Genomic DNA, 21,669 nt, shown 5'->3' with positions numbered 1-21,669 from the left:
TTAGATTGCGTAGCCATTGCACAAGCTACCGAAGGAGAGGCAAAGCGTGTCGGACATCGTCGTCTACGTCAGAAGCCAGCCCCAGCTGGGCGACCAGATCGTCGCCTTCGCGACGCTCTACCAGCTCAAGGCCTGGTGGCCCGCGCGGCAGGTCAAGGTTGTCGCGCGCGACGACGTCGGCCACATCTACCGCGGCCTGCCCTGGGTCGATGAATTCCTGCGCGCCCGCAGCCTGCTGGACTACGCCCGCAGCCTGAGCGCCCGGACCCAGGTCTCGGTCAGCCTGCACCACAGCAGCGAACGCTTCGGCCTCATCAACCTGCTGCGGCTGCCCGCCATCCGGCTGGGCTTTCGCAATGCCCGCTTCAGCGACGTGGTATGGACCCATTGCCATCGCAAGGACGAGGCCGAGTACATCGGCCTGGCCAACCTGCGCCTGCTGGCCTCGTACCGTCCGCTGAACGCCGAAGAGGCCTCGCGCCGCTGCTTCGCCGAACTGGCCGGCGCGCACCGGCACACCACGCTCGGCGCCGACGTGGTGTTCATTCCGGGCGGCGGATCGGGCCCCTTCAAGCGCTGGAGCCTGGCGCACTACCTGCGGCTGGCCGACCGGCTCAAGCCGCTGCTGGGCGCCGACACCCGCTATACCTTCGTGCTGGGCCAGCAGGAAGCGCGCGAACGCGCCGAGCTGGACGCCCTGCGGCGCGCCGATATCGAGGTGGCCTATTGCCGTCCGCTGTCCGAGCTGAGCGCGATCATGCTGCGCGCGCGCCTGGTGGTGGCCAACGACTGTGGCCCGTCGCATGTGGCGCAGGCCGTCGGCGTGCCCTACGTCGGCATCTTCAACAGCCGCAATCCCGAATGGTTCTGGCGCCGCCGCGGCGCGGCCGACGTGGTGCCGCAGCATCCGCGCGACGGCATCAATTCGATCACCCCGGATCAGGTCGCGCACGCCTGCGCGCAGGTCCTGTCGCACGCCCCCACGGCCCGCGCCTGACGCGGCGGCCGCCTTCACAGCTCTGTTCAGACCATGCGGATCCTGCATACTCTCGGCGAAAAAAGCCTGGGCGGACTCGAGTTCCGCACCCTCGACCAGGCCAGCTGGCTGGCGCGCCACGGCCACGACGCTGCCATCGCCGCCCCCGCCGGCAGCGCCATCAACCTGGCGGCGCGCCAGCGCGGCATCGCCACCGTCGACATCAATTTCGACGCCCCCTATTCGCCAGTCACCGTGCTGCGGCTGCGGCGCGCCGTGCGGCGCCTGCACATCGACGTCATCGACAGCCACAGCCGCGCCGACGGCAAGACCGGCGCGCTGTGCCGCGACCTGTGCGCGGTGGTGCGCACTCGCCATTTCGCCAAGCCCATGCCGACCAGCGCACGCCGCCGCCTGGAATGGAAGCTGGGCTGCGACCACGTGATCGCCACCAGCGCCGCCGGCCGCGACGCGCTGCTGGACGCCCGGCTGGCGCCGGCCGACCGCATCAGCGTGGTGGGCGAGTGGGCCGGCGACGAGTTCTTCCGCGCCGCCGACAAGCCGGGCGTGCGCCGCCAGGTGCGGCGCGAGCTGGCAATGAACCCGCACGACTACGTGGTCTCGACCATCGGCATGCTGCGCCCCGAGAAACGCCAGGCCGACCTGCTGCGCGTGGTGCTGCGGCTGCGCCGCCACGCGGTGCCGGCCACCGCGCTGGTGGTGGGCATGGCCACCGCCGCCACCCAGGCGTACGCGAACGAGCTGCGCATCCTGGCCGCGCAGCTCGGCATTGCCGAGCACGTGGTGTTCGCCGGCCACCGCGCCGACGTGGCCGACCTGATCCACGCTTCCGACGTGGTGCTGGTGCCGTCCGCCACCGAAGCCTGGTCGCGGGTGGTGCCGGAATCATTCGCGGTGCGCTGCCCGGTGGTGGCCAGCAACGTCGGCGGCCTGCCCGAGATCGTCCGGCCCGGCGCCACCGGCTGGCTGGCCGAACCGGGCGACATCGCCGGCTTCGCCGACCGCATCATGCAGATCCGCGCCGACCCCGCCGCCACCGCCGCTGCCGTGGCCCATGCGCGCGGCTACGCCGAATCGCACTTCCGCCTGGCCGGCCAGATGCACCGCACGCTGGATGCTTACGCGCACGCAATGGCGCGGACATAGGCGCCGCCGCGAGCGGCATCCCGGATGAGTCCGTGACGCGGTCGAGCCCGTCCTCGAGCCGCGCCGCATATACCTGGTTACGTCTTTTACGCTGACGATTTCCTGTCTGGGCCGACCTGGAAATAGAATTCGCGCTTTCGGACTTCACGAGAAGCGCCTCATGATCCGCCGCACCCTGTCCATCGGTTCCGCCGCCCTGGTTTTCGCCCTGGTGAGCGGTTGCGTCTACCACCCGCCCGCGAACCAGCTGAACCGCTACGCGAACAGCATGATCGGCCAGAACCTCGACGTGGTCACCTCGCAGTTCGGCCCCGAGGATGCCCAGGGCGGCTCGGCCGCCTATCCCAATATCGGCACCCCGCAGAATCCCCGCTACGTGCACACCTGGAGCCGCTACGGCTCCACCCAGCACCGGCGCTTCGTGCAGACCGGCACCGCGTCCGCGGGCAGCACGCTGGTCACGGTGCTGCCGGCCGGCGGCGGCCAGGGCGCCATCCCCATCTACCAGGAAAACACCGCGCCGACGGGTTACTACACCCAGGAAGGCGAGTCCTGCTACATGTCGTTCACCACCGACGCCAACAAGACCATCGTGTCGTACGACCTGCTCGGCGGCTACTGCGACAAGCTGTTCCTGAGCGGCGGCTGATCCCGACAACCGCGGCCGGGCGCGGCCGCGGAAACGCCCGGCGCATCGGCTTCCGACGCATCGGCGCCCGACGCATCGTCAGCGCGCCGTCGTTCGGATCCGCAAGCGAACGCTAGAGAAAGCCGGCCGCCCGGAACATCCGTTCGTAGATCTCGCGGATCACCGCCTGCTTGCGCAGGTTGTAGTCGGCCACCTGGTCCACCCCTTGCGCGGCGGCATGCTTGGCCGCCGCGTAGCGATCGCGGTCATCGTCATGCGCGCGCAGCCAGTCGCGGAACATGCGGTGGCGGATGTTCTCGGGACAGTCCGGGCCGAACACATGCAGGTTGACGCGCGGCGCCGCCAATTGCAGGCAGCGATGCTGGTGCCACGACGGCTCGCGGATCGTCAGCACATAACCCAGCGCTTCCAGCGCGGGCACATACGCGGCCTCGTCGGCCGGGTCGGCCACCGCCACATCGATATCCACCACCGGCTTGGCCGGCAGGCCCGGCACCGCCGTCGACCCCACGTGATCGATGCGCAACGCCACCAGCCCCAGCGCCGCCGCGATGTCGGCGGCCAGGCGCGCATAGCGCGCGGGCCAGTCCGGGTCGTAAGGCGCCACCGCCACCGCTTCCGGCGCCGGCTTGCCGCGCACCCACGGATCCTCGTCGGGATCCGAGTCGTAGTGCCGCATGATGTCTTCGGGAGTGGGCATGGCGCGTCCGGGTGCAATCAAGCGCTATTGTAGGAAGCCCGCGTCAGTATGCGGGCAGATCGCGCAGCCACGCGGCCATGTCCTCGGCCACCTCGCCCATGCGGCTGGCGCCGTCCGCGTCGCGCAGGCCGTGGTCCAGCCGCGGATAGACGCGATACGCGATATTGCGCCGCCCCTCGCGCCGCAGGTCCTCGACCATGCGTTCGACCGCCCCCGGCGACACCGAGGCATCCCGCCCGCCCTGGACGATCAGCAGCGGCGTGCGCACGCGCCCGAGCGCCGCCTGTTGATCCAGCGCCAGCGCCTGCCGCCACCACGCATGGCCATGGCTGCTGGCCACCAGGTCCGAAGACGGCGTATCGCGCAGGAACGCGGCGAACTCCCGGAACCCCGCCGCCGATGCCGCCTTGGCGTCGGCCGGCGTATCGGCGGCCTCGATGGTGTGCAGCACGTCGTCGAGGAACCAGCGCCCGCCGCCATTGAACGCGATGCTGGCGTCGACCGACCCGCCGCGCGCGGCCAGCAGGTTGGCCACCACCGCGCCTTCGCTGCCTCCCAACGCCACCACGCGCCGGTACGCGCCATGGCGGCGCAGCAACGCGATGACGGCCTCGTAGTCGCGCACGCGCTGGTCGAAGTTGTCGTGCAGCAGGTACGCCCGCGGACAATCGGCGCGGTTCTCGCCATCGTCCTGCTGATAAGGCAAGCCCGCGTCGATGCCGTACTTGTCGACCGTCAGCACATCGGCCGCCGGCAACGCCCGCCACAACTGCTCGCGGATCGCGCGATTGTGCGCGACGCTGTTGCAGTCGGAACCCTGCATCACCACCAGCAGGCTGTCGGCGGCCCGCGCCGCATCGCGCTGCTTCAGGTAATAGGCGATCGACGAGCCGTCGGGACGCGGCAACAGGCCGTGCTCGATCAGTTGGGCATGCGCGGGCAGGCAGGCGGCCAGGGTGGTCGCGGCCGCCAGGAGCAGACGCCACATCACTGCGCGGATTCCCCCGCCCCGCGCTGCCGCAGATTGTCCAGCGGCACCCATCCGGTCGCGGCATCGGCCGGCCGCGTCGCCCACAACCAGCCGTTCAAGCGGCGGTCGCCATGCAACACCTCGCCCTCGGCGACATCCAGCTCGCGGTTGGTGAAGTCCTCTCGCAAGGTGCCGGTCCCGTCCGCGTGGCGCTCCAGGATCTGCCCCGGCACGAAACCCGGCTGCTGGCCAGGCGCGGAACAAAGAAACCAGTCGGGCCAGCCCTCGGGACCGTCATAGGCTTGCCCGACCGACACGCGGTCGCCCTGCTTCAAGACCATCGGCTCGGGGAATTCGCTGACGTGGGGTTGGGTGACGAGGTAGGTGTGTTCGGCGGTCATTGGAAATCCGGTTCAGGCAACCCGGTAGCGCATGCCGTCGCCCCGCGATTGCCGTTGGCCGTCATCATACCGGGCGCCTGCCGGCGGCTACGGACCGCGTCCGGCCTGCTTGTCGCACAAGCGGCCAAAGCGCCTCGGCGTCCTATACTCGTCGCGGAACAATTGCCTGCGAGCCAAGCTGCCATGAATCTCTCCCGCCGCGCGACGCCCCTCTTTCTGATCGCGATGCTCGCTATTTCCGGGGCCATCCTCCCGGCTCGGGCCGCGGCCCCGGTCGCCACCGAGTTCCCGGCGGCAAAGGACATCGAGCCACCGCCGGACATGTCCGCGGCCGCCAAAGGACGCTGGGAAGAACGCCTGGCGCAACTGGCCGCCAGCGCAAACCCGGCGGGCGTCCTCAACGATCTCGGCGCGTTGCCCGTGATCGAGCGCGCATTCACGCCCCTGGATGAAGGGGTCGAAAAACTGGAGCAGGCGCGCGACAGCCTTCCCAGCCACCTGCGCACGTCCTGGATCATTCCCGCCGACGTCTCGGCCGGACCGCTGGGCCATTGCGATCTGCGGTTCACCACGCCCAGCGGCGCCGAGGCGGACGCCCGCTTGACCGGCCTGATCCGCGTCTACCACTGCCCCGCGCAGGGAACCGTCGTGCTGACCGAATCCCTGCTGCGCAAAGGCGGCATGGTCAATCTGGTGCCGGTCGAGCGGGTGAACGTAAGGATGTCAGCGGGGGGGATCCCGCGCGGGGTTGTCGCCAGCAGGCTGGCACGCCCGCAAGGGGGCCCGGAAATGACGGTGGTGAATTGGCGCAGCGGCGACAAGCTGCTGACGCTCCAGGTGACGGGAACGCAGGCGCCCGCCCTGGACTTCGTGAAGCGGACCTTGGACGGTATTCCGGACTGAAGCGGACCGGCCCCTGACAGCCATGTGGCGCGCGGGAACCGCTCCTTGCCTGGTTGCGGCGCGCCGGATGTGAACGGACGCCCACTGTATCGGTAAACAATGGCGCCGACGCTCAAACCCCAAAACAGCACAAGCGGGCCCTTGTGTCTGGCGAAAGCCAGACCCACCAGCCCGCCGCAGACCACGCCACCAAGGACAAGGCGGGGAAACTTGTCTACCGCCTTTCGTGTCCAATAAACCCACAACCCAAGCACCACAAAAGCCAATGGGATATACAAGATGACGGTCGCAGACGTCATCGTGATCGCCACGATCCACGGCTCCCAGATCGGCTGATCATGCGAGACCTGCGTCAGTCCGAGGCCCACCCAGAAGAGGTAGCTGGACAGCGGCGCCAGCATGAAGACAAGAACCACCCTGGCGAACGCTAAAGACATGTCAGTCTCCTTGGCGTATCGCTCAATCTTGCCGAGCCAGATTAGCTCAAATCAGAAACGTGAACCGGCGGCGCGCCAAGCGGGCCTCTGCTACAGCGTAACGTTCCAACGACGGCCAAATAATTCTAATAATTGCCGTGTTGGCGATCCGTGAAACCGCGTAAGCGCTTGATTCCACGGGTGTTCCTGGCGCGGCAGGAGGGGCTCGAACCCCCGACCCCGGGCTTAGAAGGCCCGTGCTCTATCCAGCTGAGCTACTGCCGCGCGGCGTGTGGCTGCCCGGAACATGTCCGGGCGGCGCATTTTACCCTGTTGCGGACGGCGCGTGGCGGCGTCAGCGCACGCGCCCGGGTTTATCGGCCGCAAGAACGGCTCATTCCTCGCCCAGGTCGGCGTGGGTGGACACCCACAACACCAGCGCGTCCTGCTTGCTCAGGCTGATCACCCGGTGGCCCATGCGGCTGTCGATATAGAAGCTCTCGCCCGCCTTCAGCCGGGCCGGCTCGTAGAACTCGGTATACAGCTCGACCTCGCCCTCCAGCACGTAGACGAATTCCTCCCCGCCATGGCGGCTCCAGTCCTGGAATTCGTCGAACGAGCGCGCCTTGACGCGGGTGTGGAACGGCATCATGCGCTTGTGCGACAGCGCGGTACAGAGCAGGCGGTGGTCGTAATACGGGGTTTCGTACTGGCGGCCTTCACCCTGGCGGCTGAGGCTGCGGCGGCCGGTGCCCATGTGGGCGTCCGAGGCGGTGAACAGCTCGGCCACGTCCAGGTCCAGGCCCGCGGCGATCTTGATCAGGTTGTCATAGGTGGGCGAAAGCAGGCCGTTCTCGATTTTCGAGAGCGTGGACGCGGACACGCCGGTGGCCTGCGCCGCCTGCTTGAGCGTCCAATCGCGCGCCTGGCGCAGGGCTCGCAGCCGTTGTGCCAACACGCTCTGTTTGTTGCCTTGCATCTGTACACCCTGTCATGCCCGCGACTGCCGCTCCCGCCACCAATCGCGCGCCTGGTAAGACCAATATGTGAGTTGAACCGCCGCCGTGCCCAGCGCCCCGCCGTTCCAGGCCAGCCCGAACGGCTCGAACAGCCGGTAGCGCTGGCTGTCGCCGGAAATCCCCTCGGCCACGACGCGGCCGCCGATGGCGGTGGTGTTCATGCCGTGCCCGCCAAAGGCCGTGCAGTACCAGACGTCGGGCGCCAGCTTGCCGATCTGCGGCATCAGATGCCGCGCGTAGGCCATGCGCCCGGACCACGCGGTCTCGACGCGCAGCCCCTGCAACTGGGGGTAGACGCTGAGCAGTTCGCGGCGCAGGGACTCGGCCAGATCGGGCGGATCATCGACACGGGTGGTGATTCTACTGCCCCAGCCGATGCGGCCGCCATCGAGCACCCGGTAGTAGTTGCCGGCGCGGCGGTCGTCGCCGATGGCGGCGGGGGTGCGGATGGCCTCGCGCACCCGCTCGCCTAGCGGCTCGGTCAGCATGATGTAGGTGGCGATCGGCAGCATCGCCCGGCGCAGCGCCGGCACCACGTCGCCGGTATAGCCGCCGGTGGCCAGCACCACGGTGCGCGCATCGATCTGGCCGGCGGCGGTCCGCAACTGCCGCGACGCCCCCTCGAAGCGGGCCTGGGTGACGGGGGAATCCTCGTGGATGCGCACGCCCAGCCGCGCGCATTCCCGTGCCAGGGCGCGGGCATAGTTCAGCGGATGGAAGTGGAACGACGACAGGTCCTCGATGCCCTGGAAGTAGGCATCGGACAGCAGCCGCTCGCGCACCTCGGCGCGGCCCAGCAGGCGCACGTCGCGGCCGAAGTCGCGCCACTGGTCTTCGCAATGGCGCCGCAGCGCGTCGGTGGCCTCGTAGCGCACCACGCGCAGGCGGCCGTCGACCTTGTGGGCGTCGGCGATGCGCAGGTCGCGGATGTTGTCGCGGATGATGTCGACGCCCTCGATCGACAGCCGGTACAGCTGGCGGTAGTGGTCTTCGTCGACGCGCTTGCGGATGGCGTCGGCGCCGGCCGAGAACGCCGGCGACACCGAGCCGCCGTTGCGGCCCGAGGCGCCCCAGGCGATGCGGCGCCCTTCCAGCAGCGTCACGGCGCGGCCGCGCCGGGCCAGTTCCAGCGCCGTCGACAGGCCGGCCAGCCCGCCGCCCACGACGCAGACATCGGTCTCGGCCGCGCCCGCCAGCGGCGGGTAGTAGGTCTGCGCATCGCCCAGCGTGCGCTTGTAGTAGGTATCGATGTACTCGGTGGCCATGGTCGTGTCAGTTCAGCCCGGCGCCCTGCAGCCCGCCGGTCAGGCGCTTCTCCAGCCAGGTGGCCAGGCGCAGCAGCGGATAGCAGTACAGGAAGTAGATGGCGGCGATCATGCTGTAGATGAACAGCGATTTCGCCGGAAAGGTGATGATGAAGACCTCGCCCTGCCGCGTCAGCTCGGTGATGCCGACCACCGACAAAATCGCGGTGCTCTTGATCAGCATGACGTAGACGCCGCTCATGGGCTGCACGATCAGGCGCATGGCCTGCGGCAGGATCACCAGCCGCAGGATCTGCAGCGGCCGCAGGCCCAGCGTCATGGCGCCCTCGGTCTGGCCGCGCGGCACGGCGCGGATGGCGCCGCTGACGATCTCGGCCACGTAGCACGAGGTGTAGACCGACAGCGACACGAACGCCGCCGTGCCAGACTCCCAGTGCAGCAGCTCGATGCCGGTGCTGGGCAGCACGAAGTAGAAGATGTAGAGCTGCACCAGGAACGGCGTGCCGCGCAGCACGTGGATGTACAGCCCCAGCAGCTGGTGCAGGCCGCGGATGCGGTAGCTGCGGATCACGCCTATCACGAAGCCCAGCAGCGAGCCGGCGATGATCGCCATGAACGAGATCTTGAGCGTCTCCCAGAAGCCCTTGAGCAGGAACGGCAGCACGACGCCGGCGGTGGACAGGTAGGAATCCAGCATGCTTACCTCGCGTTCCAGGCGGGACCCGCCAGCCACAGGCTCACGCCGCGCGACAGCATCAGCATCACCGCGTAGATCAGCAGATAGCCGGCCGCGATGGTCAGGAAGCTCTCGGTGGGCACGATGCGGTCGCTGTTCATCTGCACGCCGGCGGCCACCAGTTCGAACACGGTGATCAGCGACAGCAGCGACGTGTCCTTGATGAGGACCGCGGTCTGCCCCAGCAGCGGCGGCAGCGTGTTGGCGAAGGCCTGCGGCAGCACCACGTAGCGCAGGCGCTGGTGGTAGTTCATGCCGCAGGCCTTGGCGCCTTCGATCTGGCCGCGCGGCACCGACTCGATGCCGACGCGGATGATCTCGCTCATGTAGGCGGCGTGGTGCAGCGTCATGGCCAGGATGCCCAGCAGCATCTCGCTCCAGCCCTTGGCGCCGGGCACCAGCATCGGCACCGCGTAATACACCAGGTAGATCTGCACCAGCAGCGGGGTCGAGCGGATGAACTGCACGTAGCCCGCCACCGGCCGCCAGACCGCGGCGCGCGGCGACATGCGCGCCAGCGCCAGCGGAATGCCGGCCAGCACCGACAACACCAGGCTGACGCCGGCCGCGATCAGGGTGTTGGCCAGCCCGGTGGCGAACTGGCCCGTGTACTGGCTGACGATGCGCCAGTTGTAGTAATCGATCAGCCAGTCCATTCAGGTCCTGTCGGTCAGTGGTGGGAAAGGCGCGCGATCAGTGGTCTTTCTTCCAGTCGGTCGAATACCAGTACTTGATCTGCTCGGGCAGCGTGTTGTCGGCGGTCTTGAGCGTCTGCCAGTTGTCGAGCCAGAACTTCAGGCGGAAGGCGTTGGGGCCGACGGCGAAGGCCAGCGGCTCGCGCACCATGACGCCGTCCAGCACCCGCAGGTTGCCGAAGTCGACCAGGAACTGGTTGGCGGTGGAGAGCGACATGATGCCGGCGTCCAGGCGGCCGGTGGACAGCGCCTGGCCGACCGGCGCGCTGCCGCCGGAGAACTCCTTGAGCGTGGCCCTGGGCAGCATCTTCTTGCCGACCTCGGCATAGGTGCTGGCGCCCAGCGCGCCGACGGTCACGCCGTCCTTGTCCAGTTCCGCGTACGACTTGTAGGGCGAGTCCTTGGGCACCACGGCGACGGTGTCGGCGTAGAACATCGGCGCCGAGAACAGCACCTGGGCGGCGCGCGCCGGCGTCGGCGTCATGTCGGCGGCCACCATGTCGGCCTTGCCGGACAGCAGGGCCGGGATCAGGCCCTTCCACTCATAGTCCTGCAGCACCAGCTTGACGCCCAGGTCGTCGGCCATGCGCCTGGCCACCTCGACTGCCAGGCCGGTACGCTTGCCGCTCTTGTCCATGAAGCTCATCAGCGGGCCGGAGGTCTGCACCGCCACCCGCAGTTCGCCACGCTTGATGATGTCCGACAGCTCGTCGGCGCGGGCCGGCTGGGCGATCGCGGCCACGGCCAGCGCGACGCCGGCGGCGCCCAGCCATTGTTTGATTTTCAGCATTTGCTTCCCCTTCAAGATGGATGACGTGTGTCGTTCCGGGCGTACACCTGATGCCGGCGGCGCCCGGTCAGGCCGGGCCGGCCCTGCTTGCTGCGTACTGCGATTGCTGCGTGATGCGGATGCGGCGTGCTGCGTGAAGCGAAGACTGCGTGATGCGTAGATACGAACGGCCACGCGAGCCCGGCGCCGCCGGCCCGCTACAGAATCTTTTCCAGGAAGGCGCGGGTACGCGCCTCTTTCGGCTGGCCGAAGACCTCGGCCGGGGTGCCGGACTCGACGATGCGGCCGGCGTCCATAAACAGCGCGCGGTCGCCCACGTCGCGGGCGAAGCCCATCTCGTGCGTCACCACCGCCATGGTCATGCCGTCGCGCGCCAGGGCGTGCATCAGCTCCAGGATGCCGCAGACGGTCTCCGGATCGAGCGCCGAGGTGGCTTCGTCGAACAGCATCAGCTTGGGGTCCATCGCCAGGGCGCGGGCGATCGCCACGCGCTGCTGCTGGCCGCCGGACAACTGGCTGGGATAGCGCGCGCCGAAGTCGGCCATGCCGACCCGGTCCAGCAGTTCCCGGGCGTAACGCTCGGCCTGGGCCCGGTCGCGGCCGCGCACCACGCGCTGCGGCAAGGCCACGTTATCGAGCGCGGTGCGGTGCTGGAACAGGTTGAAGTGCTGGAACACCATGCCGACGTCGGTGCGCCAGCGGTTGACGTCGGTGGCCGGGTCGGTCAGCGACACGCCGTCGACCCGGATGGTGCCGCTGTCGATGCGCTCCAGGCCGTTCAAGGTGCGCAGGAAGGTGCTCTTGCCCGAGCCCGACGGCCCCACCACCACCAGCACCTCGCCACGGTCCAGGCGGCAGTCGATGCCCGCCAGCGCCAGATGATCGGGCTGGCCTTCGCGCTGGTAGGTCTTGGTGACCGACTCGACTAGCAGCAGGGGTTCTGACACGCGCATCGCCTTCAAAAAAAGGTTTCGCATTTCACGCTGGAGTTTCGTATAGTAAATTTATTTCCAGAATCGCCACTTAGGCATAACCCTTAAGCGAAGGCTCGCCCCTTCGCCGGCATCTCCAAGGAACCGGTATGGACACGCCCCAAGACATCCTGCGCGCACTCGGCCTCACCCCCGCGACCCTGACCGGCGGCACGCTCGTCGCCCGCAGCCCGATCGACGGCGCCGAGCTGGCCCAGGTCCACGAGCACACGGTGGCGCAGGCCCATGCGGCCATCACCCGCGCCCGCCAGGCCAGCCTGGCCTGGCGCGACGTGCCGGCGCCGCGCCGCGGCGAACTGCTGCGCCTGTTCGGCGAAACGCTGCGCCAGCACAAGCGCGAGCTGGGCCGCCTGGTCAGCCTGGAAGCCGGCAAGATCGTGGCCGAGGGCGAAGGCGAGGTCCAGGAAATGATCGACATCTGCGACTTCGCCGTGGGCCTGTCGCGCCAGCTGTACGGCCTGACCATCGCGTCCGAGCGTCCCGGCCACCGCATGATGGAAACCTGGCATCCGCTGGGCGTGGTGGGCGTCATCAGCGCCTTCAACTTCCCGGTGGCGGTGTGGTCCTGGAACGCCGCGCTGGCGCTGGTGTGCGGCAACGCCGTGGTCTGGAAGCCGTCGGAAAAGACGCCGCTGACCGCGCTGGCCTGCCAGGCGCTGTTCGCGCAGGCAGTGCAGCGCTTCGGCGACGCGCCGGCCGGCCTGTCCGAAGTGCTGATCGGCGGCCGCGACATCGGCGAGGCGCTGGTGGATTCGCACGCGGTGGCGCTGGTGTCGGCCACCGGCTCGACCCGCATGGGCCGCCAGGTCGGCCCGCGCGTGGCGCAGCGCTTCGGCCGCGTGCTGCTGGAACTGGGCGGCAACAACGCCATCATCGTCGGCCCCACCGCCGACCTCGACATGGCCGCGCGCGGCATCGTCTTCGGCGCCATCGGCACCGCCGGCCAGCGCTGCACCACCACGCGCCGCCTGATCGTGCACGAAAGCGTGGCCGACGACTTGCTGCAGCGCCTGCACAAAGCCTACGCCAGCGCCCCCATCGGCAACCCGCTGGACGGCAAGAACCTGGTCGGCCCGCTGATCGACCGCGCCTCGTTCGACGCCATGCAGGCCGCGCTCAAGGCCGCCGGCGAACAGGGCGGCAAGGTCACGGGCGGCGAACGCGTGCTGGCCGACCAGTACCCGGACGCCTGGTACGTGCGCCCCGCCATCGCCGAGATGCCCGGCCAGACCGACGTGGTCTGCCACGAGACCTTCGCGCCGATCCTGTACGTGATGCGCTACAGCGACTTCAACCAGGCGCTGGCGCTGCAGAACGGCGTGCCGCAAGGCCTGTCGTCGGCCATCTTCACCAACGACCTGCGCGAGGCCGAGACCTTCCTGTCGGCCTCGGGCTCGGACTGCGGCATCGCCAACGTCAACATCGGCACATCGGGCGCCGAGATCGGCGGCGCCTTCGGCGGTGAAAAGGAAACCGGCGGCGGCCGCGAATCGGGCTCGGATTCCTGGCGCAACTACATGCGCCGCGCCACCAACACCATCAACTACTCGCGCAACCTGCCGCTGGCGCAGGGCATCAAGTTCGGCGAATAAGCCGAAAACCCTACCGCACGAGGCCCCGCGCATCGCCGATGATGCGCGGGGCCTCGTGCCATGCGGGGCGCCGATATCGGCCCGCGGCCTGGCGCTGGCGCGCGCGCCACTCACGCCGGACGCAGCCGGCGGCGCGTCCACGCTACCGCCCCCATGTTGCAAGTCCTACATCCGATAAGCCCGACTTACAAAATGTAGGCCGGGCCGATGCTACATTGCAGCGTCACAGATACCACCCGCCTCCCATGACTTCGTCCCGACGCATCGCCCTTCCCCTGCGCACCCTGACCGCCGCCCTGGCGCTGGGCCTGGCCGGCACCGCCGCCGCCGGCGTGTCGTATCGGCTCGACCGGCCATCGGCCGCGCCCGGCGACACCGTCACCATCGAAGCGGTGTACTTCAACGAAGGCAATGCCCGCGCCACCTGGGAGGCCCCGCCCGAACTGGTGCTGCAATGGCGCGGCCAGGACGGCCAGATCGTGCGCAGCCTGGCCAAGCTGCAAGGCGGCAAGGCCAACTACAGCGTGCCGGTCAACAATTTCGCGCGGATGGCCTGGAGCGCGGAAGTGCCCGCCAGCGCGCGCGGCCTGCAGGCGGTGTCGATCGAGGGCCAGCCGGCCATGATGGCGCTGGACGCCACCGGCCGCGACAGCGGCACGCTGGCCAGCACGCCCGCGCCCGGCCCGGTGGTCGACCCGCGCACCGGCCAGCCCGTGCCGCCGGCCGCGGTGGCCGCGGCCGGCGCGTCGCCCGAAGGCGGCCCGGCGCCAGACACCGTGGCCGTCTCGAGCTACCAGCAATCGGCCTTCGATCATTTCCGCAGCGCGATCTCGGAATACAAGCCGGTGTACTTCGACATCGGCACCCGCGGCCAGACCACCGCGCGCTTCCAGATCAGCGCCAAGTACCGCCTGTTCAGCCCGTCCGGCAACCGCCCTGCCACCTGGGGCGAGAATTTCTACCTGGGCTATACCCAGACCTCGCTGTGGGACCTGCAAGGCGATTCCATGCCCTTCATCGACACCACCTTCAACCCCAGCCTGTTCTGGCTGTCGGACAACATGTGGCAGTCGGAAAACCAGAGCTGGCGCCTGGGGCTGAACACCGGCGTCGAACACAACTCCAACGGCAAGGCCGGCGACGACTCGCGCTCGGTCAACGACGCTTATATCCAGCCGCAGTTCAACTACCGCTTCGACGGCGGCAGCACCCTGACCTTCGCGCCCAAGGTCAAGGCCTATTTCGGCGTGGCCAGCGAGAACTCCGACTACGCCGACTACGCCGGCCGCGTCGACTGGAACCTGCGCTGGGCGCAGGACAACGGCGCGGTGGTCTCGGCCATGTACCGCCAGGGCGACCAGCGCCGCCGCACCACCCAGCTCGATTTCGCCTGGCCGCTGCAGCGCACCTGGCTGAACATGAACGGCTACCTGCACCTGCAGTACTTCAACGGCTACGGCGAAACGCTGCTGGGCTACAACCAGCGCAACGAATCGCAGTTCCGCATCGGCTTGTCGCTGGTGCCCTGAGAAGGCCACCGGCGCTACGGGCGCATGGATCCCGCAACAAAAAACCGGCCGCGAAGCCGGTTTTTTGTTGCGCGATGCCGTGAATGCGCTCGGCAGCGCCGCGAAGCCTAGAGATCCGGGTCTTCCTCGACCTTGGGCATCAAGCAGGCCGTCAACGCACTCGACGCCCCCGCCATCCCCCAAAGCAGGAAGAACGACACCGTATAGAACCCCACCCGCCCCGTCGGCACATACCCGAACACCGCCACATCCAGCGGATCGATCAGGGCAAAGACAATCGCGCTGCCCACGGCCGCCGCCAGGAACGACGGCCACAGTATCCACATCAACGACCTCAACCCCATGGCGTGCCTCCGGAACTCATCAACGAACGCCGCTCGCGGCCGGCGGCGTGTCCGCCTGCTCGATCACCAGGCCGCGCTTGACCACGCCTTCCTGGATCGGCTGGTCGCCGAACTGGGTATAAGCCAGGTAGATGGTGATCGAACAGCCGATCACCGCCAGGAACGGCCCGGCCATCAGGAACCAGGGCCAGAACTCGCGGTACCAGGGTTTCACCATCATCGGCGCGGCAGCATGGGCAGTAGTCATCGTCGGCATCCTTTTCCCGAATCAATCGGGCACATAGAAACTTGCGGCTTCGTCGGTCTCGACCGGCCGGTTCTCTTGGTCATGGGCGCGGGCCCGCAACGTGATCGGGTGGGCGCCCGGCTCGACGCCGGCCGGCGCGCGGATCACCATCGGCACCAGCTTGTTGGCCGCCGCTTCGACCTCCACCACGTCCGACTCGCCCTGTCCGGCGCGCACCGCCAGCCCCGGCACGCCGTCGGCCGACAACCGCAGCCGCAGCGGCGAATCCGAGGTGTTGATGATCTGCAGCCGGTACACGTTCTCGATCATGCCGCCGGCCACTTCCCGCCCCAGCACGCCGCGGTCGCGGATCACGTCGACCCGCAGCGGATTGCGCATCGCCAGCGAGGTCACGAACGCCACCGCCAGCGCCAGGATCAGCGAGCCATAGATCAGCACCCGCGGTCGCAGCAGGTGCGAGCGCGCGCTCTGGGTCGACAGTCCGTCCAGCATCGCCCGCTCGGAGGTGTAGCGGATCAGCCCCGACGGGTACTGCATCTTGTCCATCACCTGTTCGCAGGCGTCGATACAGGCGCCGCAGCCGATGCACATGTATTGCAGGCCCTCGCGGATGTCGATGCCGGTCGGGCACACCTGCACGCACAGGCTGCAATCGACGCAGTCGCCCAGCCCCGCGGCCTTGTGGTCGACCTTGCGCGAACGGCCGCCGCGCGGATCGCCGCGGCGCTTGTCGTAGGTCACGACGAAAGTGTCGGGGTCGACCATCACGCTCTGGAAGCGGGCGTACGGGCACATGTACTTGCACACCGACTCGCGCATGAAACCGGCGTTGCCCCAGGTGGCGAAGCCGTAGAACACCATCCAGAACCATTGCCACGGGCCCAGCTGCAGCGTGAACAGTTCGTGGCCCAACTCGCGGATCGGCGCGAAGTAGCCGATGAAGGTGGAGCCGGTCCACCAGGCCAGCGCGATCCACAGGACGTGCTTGGTGACCTTCAGGCGCGCCTTGCGCCAGGTCCAGGGCGACTCATCGAGCCGGATGCGGGCGACGCGGTCGCCTTCGACCTTGCGCTCGATCCACATGAAGATCTCGGTGTAGACGGTCTGCGGACAGGCGTAGCCGCAGAACAGCCGCCCGGCCACCGCGGTGAACAGGAACAGCGCCAGCGCCGAGATCACCAGCAGCACCGCCAGGTAGACCACGTCCTGCGGCCACAGCACCAGGCCGAACAGGTAGAACTTGCGCGCGCCCAGGTCGAACAGCACCGCCTGGCGGCCGTTCCATTGCAGCCACGGCAGTCCGTAGAAGATCAGCTGGGTGAGGAAGACGAAGGCGATGCGCCAGCGCGCGAAGATGCCGCTGACCGAGCGCGGATAGATCTTGCCGCGCACGTCGGCCAGGGTCTGCTCCAGCGTTTCATGGCCGGGACGCGGCGGCCGCGCGTGCGGCCGCCAGGGTGGCGGGTCGCCGCCAGGCGAACTGCTGACGCTTGCGCTTGACCCATCATCCATGTGCTGCTCCGTGCGGTAAGTCCATGTGATATGGGGGCTGCCGTCGCGGCGCGCCCCCACCTATGTGGCGATGCCTACTTGGCCGAGGCGGCGGCCGTGGCCGGTTGTTGCGCATCCGGCTTGTTGGACAGGCCCCAGACCCAGGCGGTCAGGATCTTGATCTGTTCCGGGCTGAGGATGTCGCCATGCGCCGGCATGCGGTTGTCGCGGCCGTCCAGGATCGTCTTGACGATGGTGGCTTCCGAACTGCCGTAGAGCCAGACGTCGTCCGTCAGGTTGGGCGCGCCCAGCGCCTGGTTGCCCTTGCCGTCGACACCGTGACAGGCCACGCAGAAGTTGGCGAACTCGCGCTGGCCGCGGAACACCCGCACCGGATCGGCCGTCAGGCCCGACAGTGAACGCACGTACTGCGCGATGTCGCCGGCGGTCTTGGGATCGATGGCCGATTTCCAGGGCGGCATCATGCCGATGCGGCCATTGGTGATGGTCTGCATGATGGCTTCGGGCGAGCCGCCGTGCAGCCAGTCGCCGTCGGTCAGGTTGGGAAAGCTCGGGCCGCCCTTGGCGTCGGAGCCATGGCACTGCGCGCAGGTGTTCAGGAACAGGCGCTGGCCGATTTCACGGGCGCCCGCGTCCGCCGCGATCTGCGGCACGGTCATGGTCTCGAAGCGCGCGTAGATCGGGCGCACGGCCGCGGCCATCCTGGCCTGTTGCTGCGCCACTTCGTCGGCGCTGCTGTAGCCCAGCTGGCCCTTGTACGACCCCAGGCCGGGCATGAAGAACAGGTAGCCGAGCGCGAAGGCGCAGGCCAGCAGGTACATCCAGGTCCACCAGCCGGGCACCGGGTTGTTCAGTTCCGTGAGGTCGCCGTCCCAGACGTGGCCGGTGTCCTCGACCTGGCCGTTGGCCGGCTTGGTGCTGAGCCAGCGGCGCTGCGTGTACAGCAGCCACACACACCAGACCACGCCGCCGACCGCGACGATCGAGATGAAATACCCCCAGAAGCCATTGACGAAATCGCTCATGACCGATCCGCTCCATCTTGTTGTGCCGGCCCGAACTCATCGGGCAGCGCGAACGGCAACATGGCCGATTCGCTGTTGGCATGCTGGCGGCCGCGCGAGCAGGCCCACCAGACGATGCCGAAAAAGGTTGCCATCGAGATGGCGGTGACGATTGCGCTCAGCAGGGCCATGGTCAGCCTCCGGTGGCCGCGGGTTGCGCGGCGGCGGCCGGCGGCTGCGCGGCCTTGCTGGCTTCTTCGGCCTTCTTGGCCTCTTCCGCCTTTTTCGCCTGCTGCGCCTTGCGCACGCCGACGCCCAGCCCTTGCAGGTAGGCCACCAGCGCGTCCTCTTCGGTCTTGCCCTCGATGGCCTTGGGCGCCGCGGCGATTTCCTCGTCGCTGTACGGCACGCCCAGGGCGCGCAGCGCGCGCATCCGCTGCTCGACGTTCTGGCCGGTGATCACGGTCTTTTCCAGCCACGGATAGGCGGGCATGTTGGACTCGGGCACCACCTTGCGCGGGTTGCGCAGGTGGATGCGGTGCCAGTCGTCGGAATAGCGTTCACCCACGCGCGCCAGGTCGGGACCGGTGCGCTTGGAACCCCACAGGAAGGGGTGGTCGAATACCGACTCCGAGGCCAGCGAGTACGAGCCGTAGCGCTGCACTTCGGCGGCCAGCAGGCGCACCTGCTGCGAGTGGCAGCCGACACAGCCTTCGCGGATGTAGACGTCGCGGCCCATCAGGCGCAGCGGGCTGTAGGGTTCGACTCCCGCCACCGGCTGCGTGGTGCTGTGCTGGAAGAACAGCGGCACGATCTGCACCAGCCCGGCGAAGGACACCACCAGGATGCTGGCGATGATCATCCAGCCGATGTTCTTCTCGAGCGTCTGGTGGGAAAAAAAGCCTTGTTGCTTGTTGGCCATGATGTCCTCGTCAAACGGTGGCCGGCGCGGGCGCGGCGACAGCCGGCGCGCGGGTGGCGTGGGGATCGTCCTGCGGGATGGCGGGGTTGACCGCCTGCGCGCCGCGCACCGTCTTCCACACGTTCCAGGCCATGACCAGCACGCCCGACAGGAACAGCGCCCCGCCCAGCAGACGGATCAGGTAGTACGGCACCCGCGTCTTGAGTTCCTCGACGAAGCTGTAGACCAGCGTGCCGTCGGCGGCGGTGTCGCGCCACATCAGGCCCTGCTGCACCCCGGCGATCCACATCGCGGCGATGTACAGCACCACGCCGATGGTGGCGATCCAGAAGTGCAGCTCGATGGCCTTGACGCTGTACATCTTCTCGCGGCCATACAGGCGCGGGATCAGGTAGTAGAGCGAGCCGAACGAGATCATCGCGACCCAGCCCAGCGCGCCGGAGTGCACGTGGCCGATGGTCCAGTCGGTGTAGTGCGACAGCGCGTTCACGGTGCGGATCGACATCATCGAGCCTTCGAACGTGGCCATGCCGTAGAACGACAGCGCGGTCACCATGAACTTCAGGATCGGATCGGTGCGCAGCTTGTACCAGGCGCCCTGCAGCGTCATGATGCCGTTGATCATGCCGCCCCACGACGGCGCCAGCAGGATCAGCGAGAACGTCATGCCCAGCGACTGGGTCCAGTCGGGCAGCGAGGTGTACAGCAGGTGGTGCGGACCGGCCCACATGTAGGTGAAGGCCAGCGCCCAGAAGTGGACGATGGACAGGCGGTACGAGTAGATCGGACGGCCGGCCTGCTTGGGCACGAAGTAATACATCATGCCCAGGAAGCTGGTGGTCAGGAAGAAGCCGACCGCGTTGTGGCCGTACCACCACTGCACCATGGCGTCCTGCACCCCGGCGTAGGCCGAGTACGACTTCCACAGCGTCACCGGCATCTCGATGTTGTTGAAGATGTGCAGGATGGCGATGGTGAGGATGTACGAGCCGAAGAACCAGTTGGCCACGTAGATGTGCTTGGAACGACGCTTGATGATGGTGCCGAAGAACACGATGGCGTAGGCCACCCAGACCAGGGTGATCAGGATGTCGATCGGCCATTCCAGCTCGGCGTATTCCTTGCTGCTGGTGTAGCCCAGCGGCAAGGTGATGGCGGCGGCCACGATGACCGCCTGCCAGCCCCAGAAGGTGAACGCGGCCAGCCGGTCACAGAAAAGGCGGGCCTGACAGGTGCGCTGGACCACGTAGTACGAGGTCGCGAACAGCGCGCTGCCGCCGAAGGCGAAGATCACGGCGTTGGTGTGCAGCGGGCGCAGGCGGCCGTAGCTGAGCCAGGCGGTGTCGAAATTCAACTGAGGCCAAATCAGCTGCGCGGCGAGAAAAACGCCCACAGCCATGCCGACAATGCCCCAGACCACCGTCATGAGCGCGAACTGCCTCACGATCCGATAGTTGAAGGTATCGGCCTTGCTTGCGATTGCGGCGCAATCGTTCATCACCCTTCCCCCAAAAGAAACAATTAGCTTCAGGTTTCAATGATGGGGGGTCGCAGGTAAACCGGGGTTGATGTGAATCAAACCCTATTGGCCGTGCAGGGGAACCCGCAGCGCCGGCGCAACGTCCATGGCCGGGCGGCGGGCACGGCGGATCGGACGGCTGCCCGATGGCCGTCGCCTGTGCAATGCTGGATGCCAGAAGGGGATCTAACCGCGCGATGCCGGGCCGCTGTCGTCGTCGCGCAGGATGGCGGTGCCGGCGTTGTCGGTGTCGTCGTACTGGCCGTTGAACACCGCCCACCACAGCGACACGCCGATGGCCAGCACGAACAGCAGGGACAGCGGCAGGAGCAGGTAAAGGATGGTCATGGCGCGGCTTCCAGCGCGCCGCCGGGCGCCCGGCTGCCCGACCAATCCTGGCGCGACAGCCGCCAGGAGTTGTAGGCCACCGCCAGCGACGACACCAGCATGGTGATGGCCGCCAGCCACGGCGTGACCCAGCCGACCAGCGCCAGTGGCGTCATCAGCAGGTGCCAGACCAGCGAGCCGTGCAGGTTCTGGCGCGCCTTGCGTTGCGCCTGGGCCAGCAGCGCGTCCAGCGCCGCGTCGGGCATGGCCGGATGCGCCGCCAGCGCCGAATGCGCCGACGCCATGGCGGTGGGCACCGCCATCGACATGGCACAGGGACAGCTCATGACCAGCAGGGCCACCATCACCGGGATGCTGTGGGCCGGGTCGATATAGGCCCAGACCGCCGCCGCGCCCAGCGCCAGCGCCACCTGCGCCATGACGAAGCGCGAGGCCAGCCGGTCGGCGCCCGCGCCCAGCCGCTGGCGCTGGGCCTCGACCCGGGCATGGCGCTGGCCGCCGGAGGTACCGCCGAACGACTGGCGCGCGCACAGTTCCAGGTAGCGCGCGGTCAGCAGGAAGGCGACGAACATGGTGACCGAATCGAAATAGACCTCGCCGTGGCCAGTGCAGGTGGCGTAGACACTGGGGATGAAGGCGGCGACGATGCCCAGCGCCACCGGCACGTCCATGCCGGCGCGGCCCTGGCGCAGGTTGGCGCCGGCGTGGCGCCAGATCGGCCAGGCCGAATACAGCACCACCGGCACCGTCAGGGCCAGGCTGGCCCAGTTCATCAGCACGATGGCCCAGTCGAGCGTGTCCAGGGCGTCCCTGGGGATGCCTTCGTGGCGCAGGTAGCCGGGCCAGGCGAACATCATCACCTGCATCATCGCCAGCCACGCCAGCGACAGGCGCACCAGCGCGTGGCGGCGCTGCTGGCGCTCGGCGTCGGACAGGGACGAAGGGACGGCGAAGATGGATTTTGCTCGCATGC

Annotated in this window: 24 protein-coding genes and 1 tRNA gene; 6 read left to right on the top strand and 19 right to left on the bottom strand. The window is 68.2% G+C overall.

Annotated elements, in window-relative coordinates; all coding sequences use genetic code 11:
- The first annotated feature begins 46 nt into the window (after nt 1–46).
- The 3 genes from I6I07_RS15565 to I6I07_RS15555 all read left to right on the top strand — a co-directional run bounded on the left by I6I07_RS15565 (nt 47) and on the right by I6I07_RS15555 (nt 2,792).
- Complete coding sequence (locus I6I07_RS15565; RefSeq protein WP_198487320.1) at nt 47–997, top strand: glycosyltransferase family 9 protein; 951 nt, start codon at nt 47–49, stop codon at nt 995–997.
- A 33-nt stretch (nt 998–1,030) separates the two neighbouring features.
- Nucleotides 1,031–2,143, top strand: coding sequence for a glycosyltransferase family 4 protein (locus I6I07_RS15560; RefSeq protein ID WP_198487319.1), 1,113 nt, complete (start codon nt 1,031–1,033; stop codon nt 2,141–2,143).
- Between the two features lie 160 nt (nt 2,144–2,303).
- Complete coding sequence (locus tag I6I07_RS15555) at nt 2,304–2,792, top strand: hypothetical protein (protein ID WP_198487318.1); 489 nt, start codon at nt 2,304–2,306, stop codon at nt 2,790–2,792.
- A gap of 112 nt (nt 2,793–2,904) precedes the next feature.
- On the opposite strand, the gene I6I07_RS15550 is transcribed toward I6I07_RS15555, so the two are convergent.
- From I6I07_RS15550 to I6I07_RS15540, 3 genes are read right to left on the bottom strand one after another with little or no spacing between them, the layout of a single operon-like run.
- Complete coding sequence (locus I6I07_RS15550) at nt 2,905–3,492, bottom strand: GrpB family protein (RefSeq protein WP_198487317.1); 588 nt, start codon at nt 3,490–3,492, stop codon at nt 2,905–2,907.
- Nucleotides 3,493–3,535: 43 nt separating this feature from the next.
- Complete coding sequence (locus I6I07_RS15545) at nt 3,536–4,480, bottom strand: alpha/beta hydrolase family protein (RefSeq protein WP_198487316.1); 945 nt, start codon at nt 4,478–4,480, stop codon at nt 3,536–3,538.
- Nucleotides 4,480–4,863, bottom strand: a complete 384-nt coding sequence (locus I6I07_RS15540; protein WP_198487315.1) for a ligand-binding protein SH3 — start codon at nt 4,861–4,863, stop codon at nt 4,480–4,482. Before I6I07_RS15540 ends, I6I07_RS15545 begins: the two co-directional genes overlap by 1 nt.
- 183 nt (nt 4,864–5,046) lie before the next feature.
- On the opposite strand from I6I07_RS15540, the gene I6I07_RS15535 reads away from it, so the two are divergent.
- Nucleotides 5,047–5,766 (top strand): hypothetical protein, encoded by a 720-nt coding sequence (locus tag I6I07_RS15535; protein ID WP_198487314.1) that lies wholly within the window; start codon nt 5,047–5,049, stop codon nt 5,764–5,766.
- Between the two features lie 624 nt (nt 5,767–6,390).
- Here I6I07_RS15535 and I6I07_RS15530 read toward each other — a convergent pair.
- The 7 genes from I6I07_RS15530 to I6I07_RS15500 form a co-directional block, all read right to left on the bottom strand.
- A tRNA-Arg gene (locus tag I6I07_RS15530) sits at nt 6,391–6,467 on the bottom strand.
- Nucleotides 6,468–6,576: 109 nt separating this feature from the next.
- Entirely contained in the window at nt 6,577–7,161 is a 585-nt protein-coding gene (locus I6I07_RS15525) for a helix-turn-helix domain-containing protein (protein WP_054477208.1), read from the bottom strand.
- A gap of 12 nt (nt 7,162–7,173) precedes the next feature.
- Nucleotides 7,174–8,466 carry an NAD(P)/FAD-dependent oxidoreductase gene (locus I6I07_RS15520; protein WP_198487313.1) on the bottom strand — a complete coding sequence of 431 codons (1,293 nt, stop codon included), beginning with the start codon at nt 8,464–8,466 and terminating at the stop codon, nt 7,174–7,176.
- Between the two features lie 7 nt (nt 8,467–8,473).
- On the bottom strand, nt 8,474–9,163 hold the full coding sequence (locus tag I6I07_RS15515; protein ID WP_054431625.1) for an amino acid ABC transporter permease: 690 nt from the start codon (nt 9,161–9,163) through the stop codon (nt 8,474–8,476).
- 2 nt (nt 9,164–9,165) lie between these two features.
- A complete protein-coding gene (locus I6I07_RS15510; protein ID WP_054431626.1) occupies nt 9,166–9,858 on the bottom strand; it encodes an amino acid ABC transporter permease in 693 nt (230 codons plus the stop codon).
- A gap of 37 nt (nt 9,859–9,895) precedes the next feature.
- Entirely contained in the window at nt 9,896–10,687 is a 792-nt protein-coding gene (locus I6I07_RS15505; RefSeq protein WP_198487312.1) for an ABC transporter substrate-binding protein, read from the bottom strand.
- Nucleotides 10,688–10,884: 197 nt separating this feature from the next.
- Nucleotides 10,885–11,640: an amino acid ABC transporter ATP-binding protein gene (locus I6I07_RS15500; protein WP_061073765.1), complete on the bottom strand. Its 756-nt coding sequence runs from the start codon at nt 11,638–11,640 to the stop codon at nt 10,885–10,887.
- Between the two features lie 128 nt (nt 11,641–11,768).
- On the opposite strand from I6I07_RS15500, the gene I6I07_RS15495 reads away from it, so the two are divergent.
- Both I6I07_RS15495 and I6I07_RS15490 read left to right on the top strand, forming a co-directional pair.
- Nucleotides 11,769–13,271: an aldehyde dehydrogenase family protein gene (locus I6I07_RS15495; protein WP_198487311.1), complete on the top strand. Its 1,503-nt coding sequence runs from the start codon at nt 11,769–11,771 to the stop codon at nt 13,269–13,271.
- 245 nt (nt 13,272–13,516) lie between these two features.
- A complete protein-coding gene (locus I6I07_RS15490; RefSeq protein ID WP_198487310.1) occupies nt 13,517–14,800 on the top strand; it encodes a phospholipase A in 1,284 nt (427 codons plus the stop codon).
- A gap of 107 nt (nt 14,801–14,907) precedes the next feature.
- Here the strand turns inward: I6I07_RS15490 and I6I07_RS15485 are convergent, their stop codons facing one another.
- The 9 genes from I6I07_RS15485 to I6I07_RS15445 form a co-directional block, all read right to left on the bottom strand.
- Complete coding sequence (locus I6I07_RS15485) at nt 14,908–15,144, bottom strand: hypothetical protein (RefSeq protein ID WP_198487309.1); 237 nt, start codon at nt 15,142–15,144, stop codon at nt 14,908–14,910.
- A gap of 19 nt (nt 15,145–15,163) precedes the next feature.
- Nucleotides 15,164–15,391 (bottom strand): FixH family protein, encoded by a 228-nt coding sequence (locus I6I07_RS15480; protein WP_061074518.1) that lies wholly within the window; start codon nt 15,389–15,391, stop codon nt 15,164–15,166.
- A 21-nt stretch (nt 15,392–15,412) separates the two neighbouring features.
- Nucleotides 15,413–16,903, bottom strand: coding sequence for a cytochrome c oxidase accessory protein CcoG (ccoG, locus tag I6I07_RS15475; protein WP_198487308.1), 1,491 nt, complete (start codon nt 16,901–16,903; stop codon nt 15,413–15,415).
- Between the two features lie 74 nt (nt 16,904–16,977).
- A complete protein-coding gene (gene ccoP, locus I6I07_RS15470) occupies nt 16,978–17,928 on the bottom strand; it encodes a cytochrome-c oxidase, cbb3-type subunit III (RefSeq protein WP_198487307.1) in 951 nt (316 codons plus the stop codon).
- The gene (locus tag I6I07_RS15465; RefSeq protein ID WP_006390529.1) at nt 17,925–18,098 is read right to left on the bottom strand and encodes a cbb3-type cytochrome oxidase subunit 3; all 174 of its coding nucleotides are present in this window, start codon (nt 18,096–18,098) and stop codon (nt 17,925–17,927) included. Before I6I07_RS15465 ends, ccoP begins: the two co-directional genes overlap by 4 nt.
- Before the next feature lie 2 nt (nt 18,099–18,100).
- Nucleotides 18,101–18,829, bottom strand: a complete 729-nt coding sequence (ccoO, locus tag I6I07_RS15460; protein ID WP_198487306.1) for a cytochrome-c oxidase, cbb3-type subunit II — start codon at nt 18,827–18,829, stop codon at nt 18,101–18,103.
- Nucleotides 18,830–18,839: 10 nt separating this feature from the next.
- Nucleotides 18,840–20,327, bottom strand: a complete 1,488-nt coding sequence (ccoN, locus tag I6I07_RS15455) for a cytochrome-c oxidase, cbb3-type subunit I (RefSeq protein WP_061073761.1) — start codon at nt 20,325–20,327, stop codon at nt 18,840–18,842.
- Nucleotides 20,328–20,534: 207 nt separating this feature from the next.
- Nucleotides 20,535–20,696, bottom strand: a complete 162-nt coding sequence (ccoS, locus tag I6I07_RS15450) for a cbb3-type cytochrome oxidase assembly protein CcoS (RefSeq protein WP_006390533.1) — start codon at nt 20,694–20,696, stop codon at nt 20,535–20,537.
- A complete protein-coding gene (locus I6I07_RS15445; RefSeq protein WP_198487305.1) occupies nt 20,693–21,667 on the bottom strand; it encodes a hypothetical protein in 975 nt (324 codons plus the stop codon). The genes ccoS and I6I07_RS15445 overlap by 4 nt, the downstream gene beginning before the upstream one ends.
- Nucleotides 21,668–21,669: the final 2 nt, after the last annotated feature.

The sequence above is a fragment of the Achromobacter deleyi genome, assembly GCF_016127315.1.
GTDB lineage: Bacteria > Pseudomonadota > Gammaproteobacteria > Burkholderiales > Burkholderiaceae_B > Achromobacter > Achromobacter insuavis_A.
The sequence above is the reverse complement of the archived record's forward strand: the minus strand, read 5'-3'. Positions and strand labels throughout refer to the sequence as shown.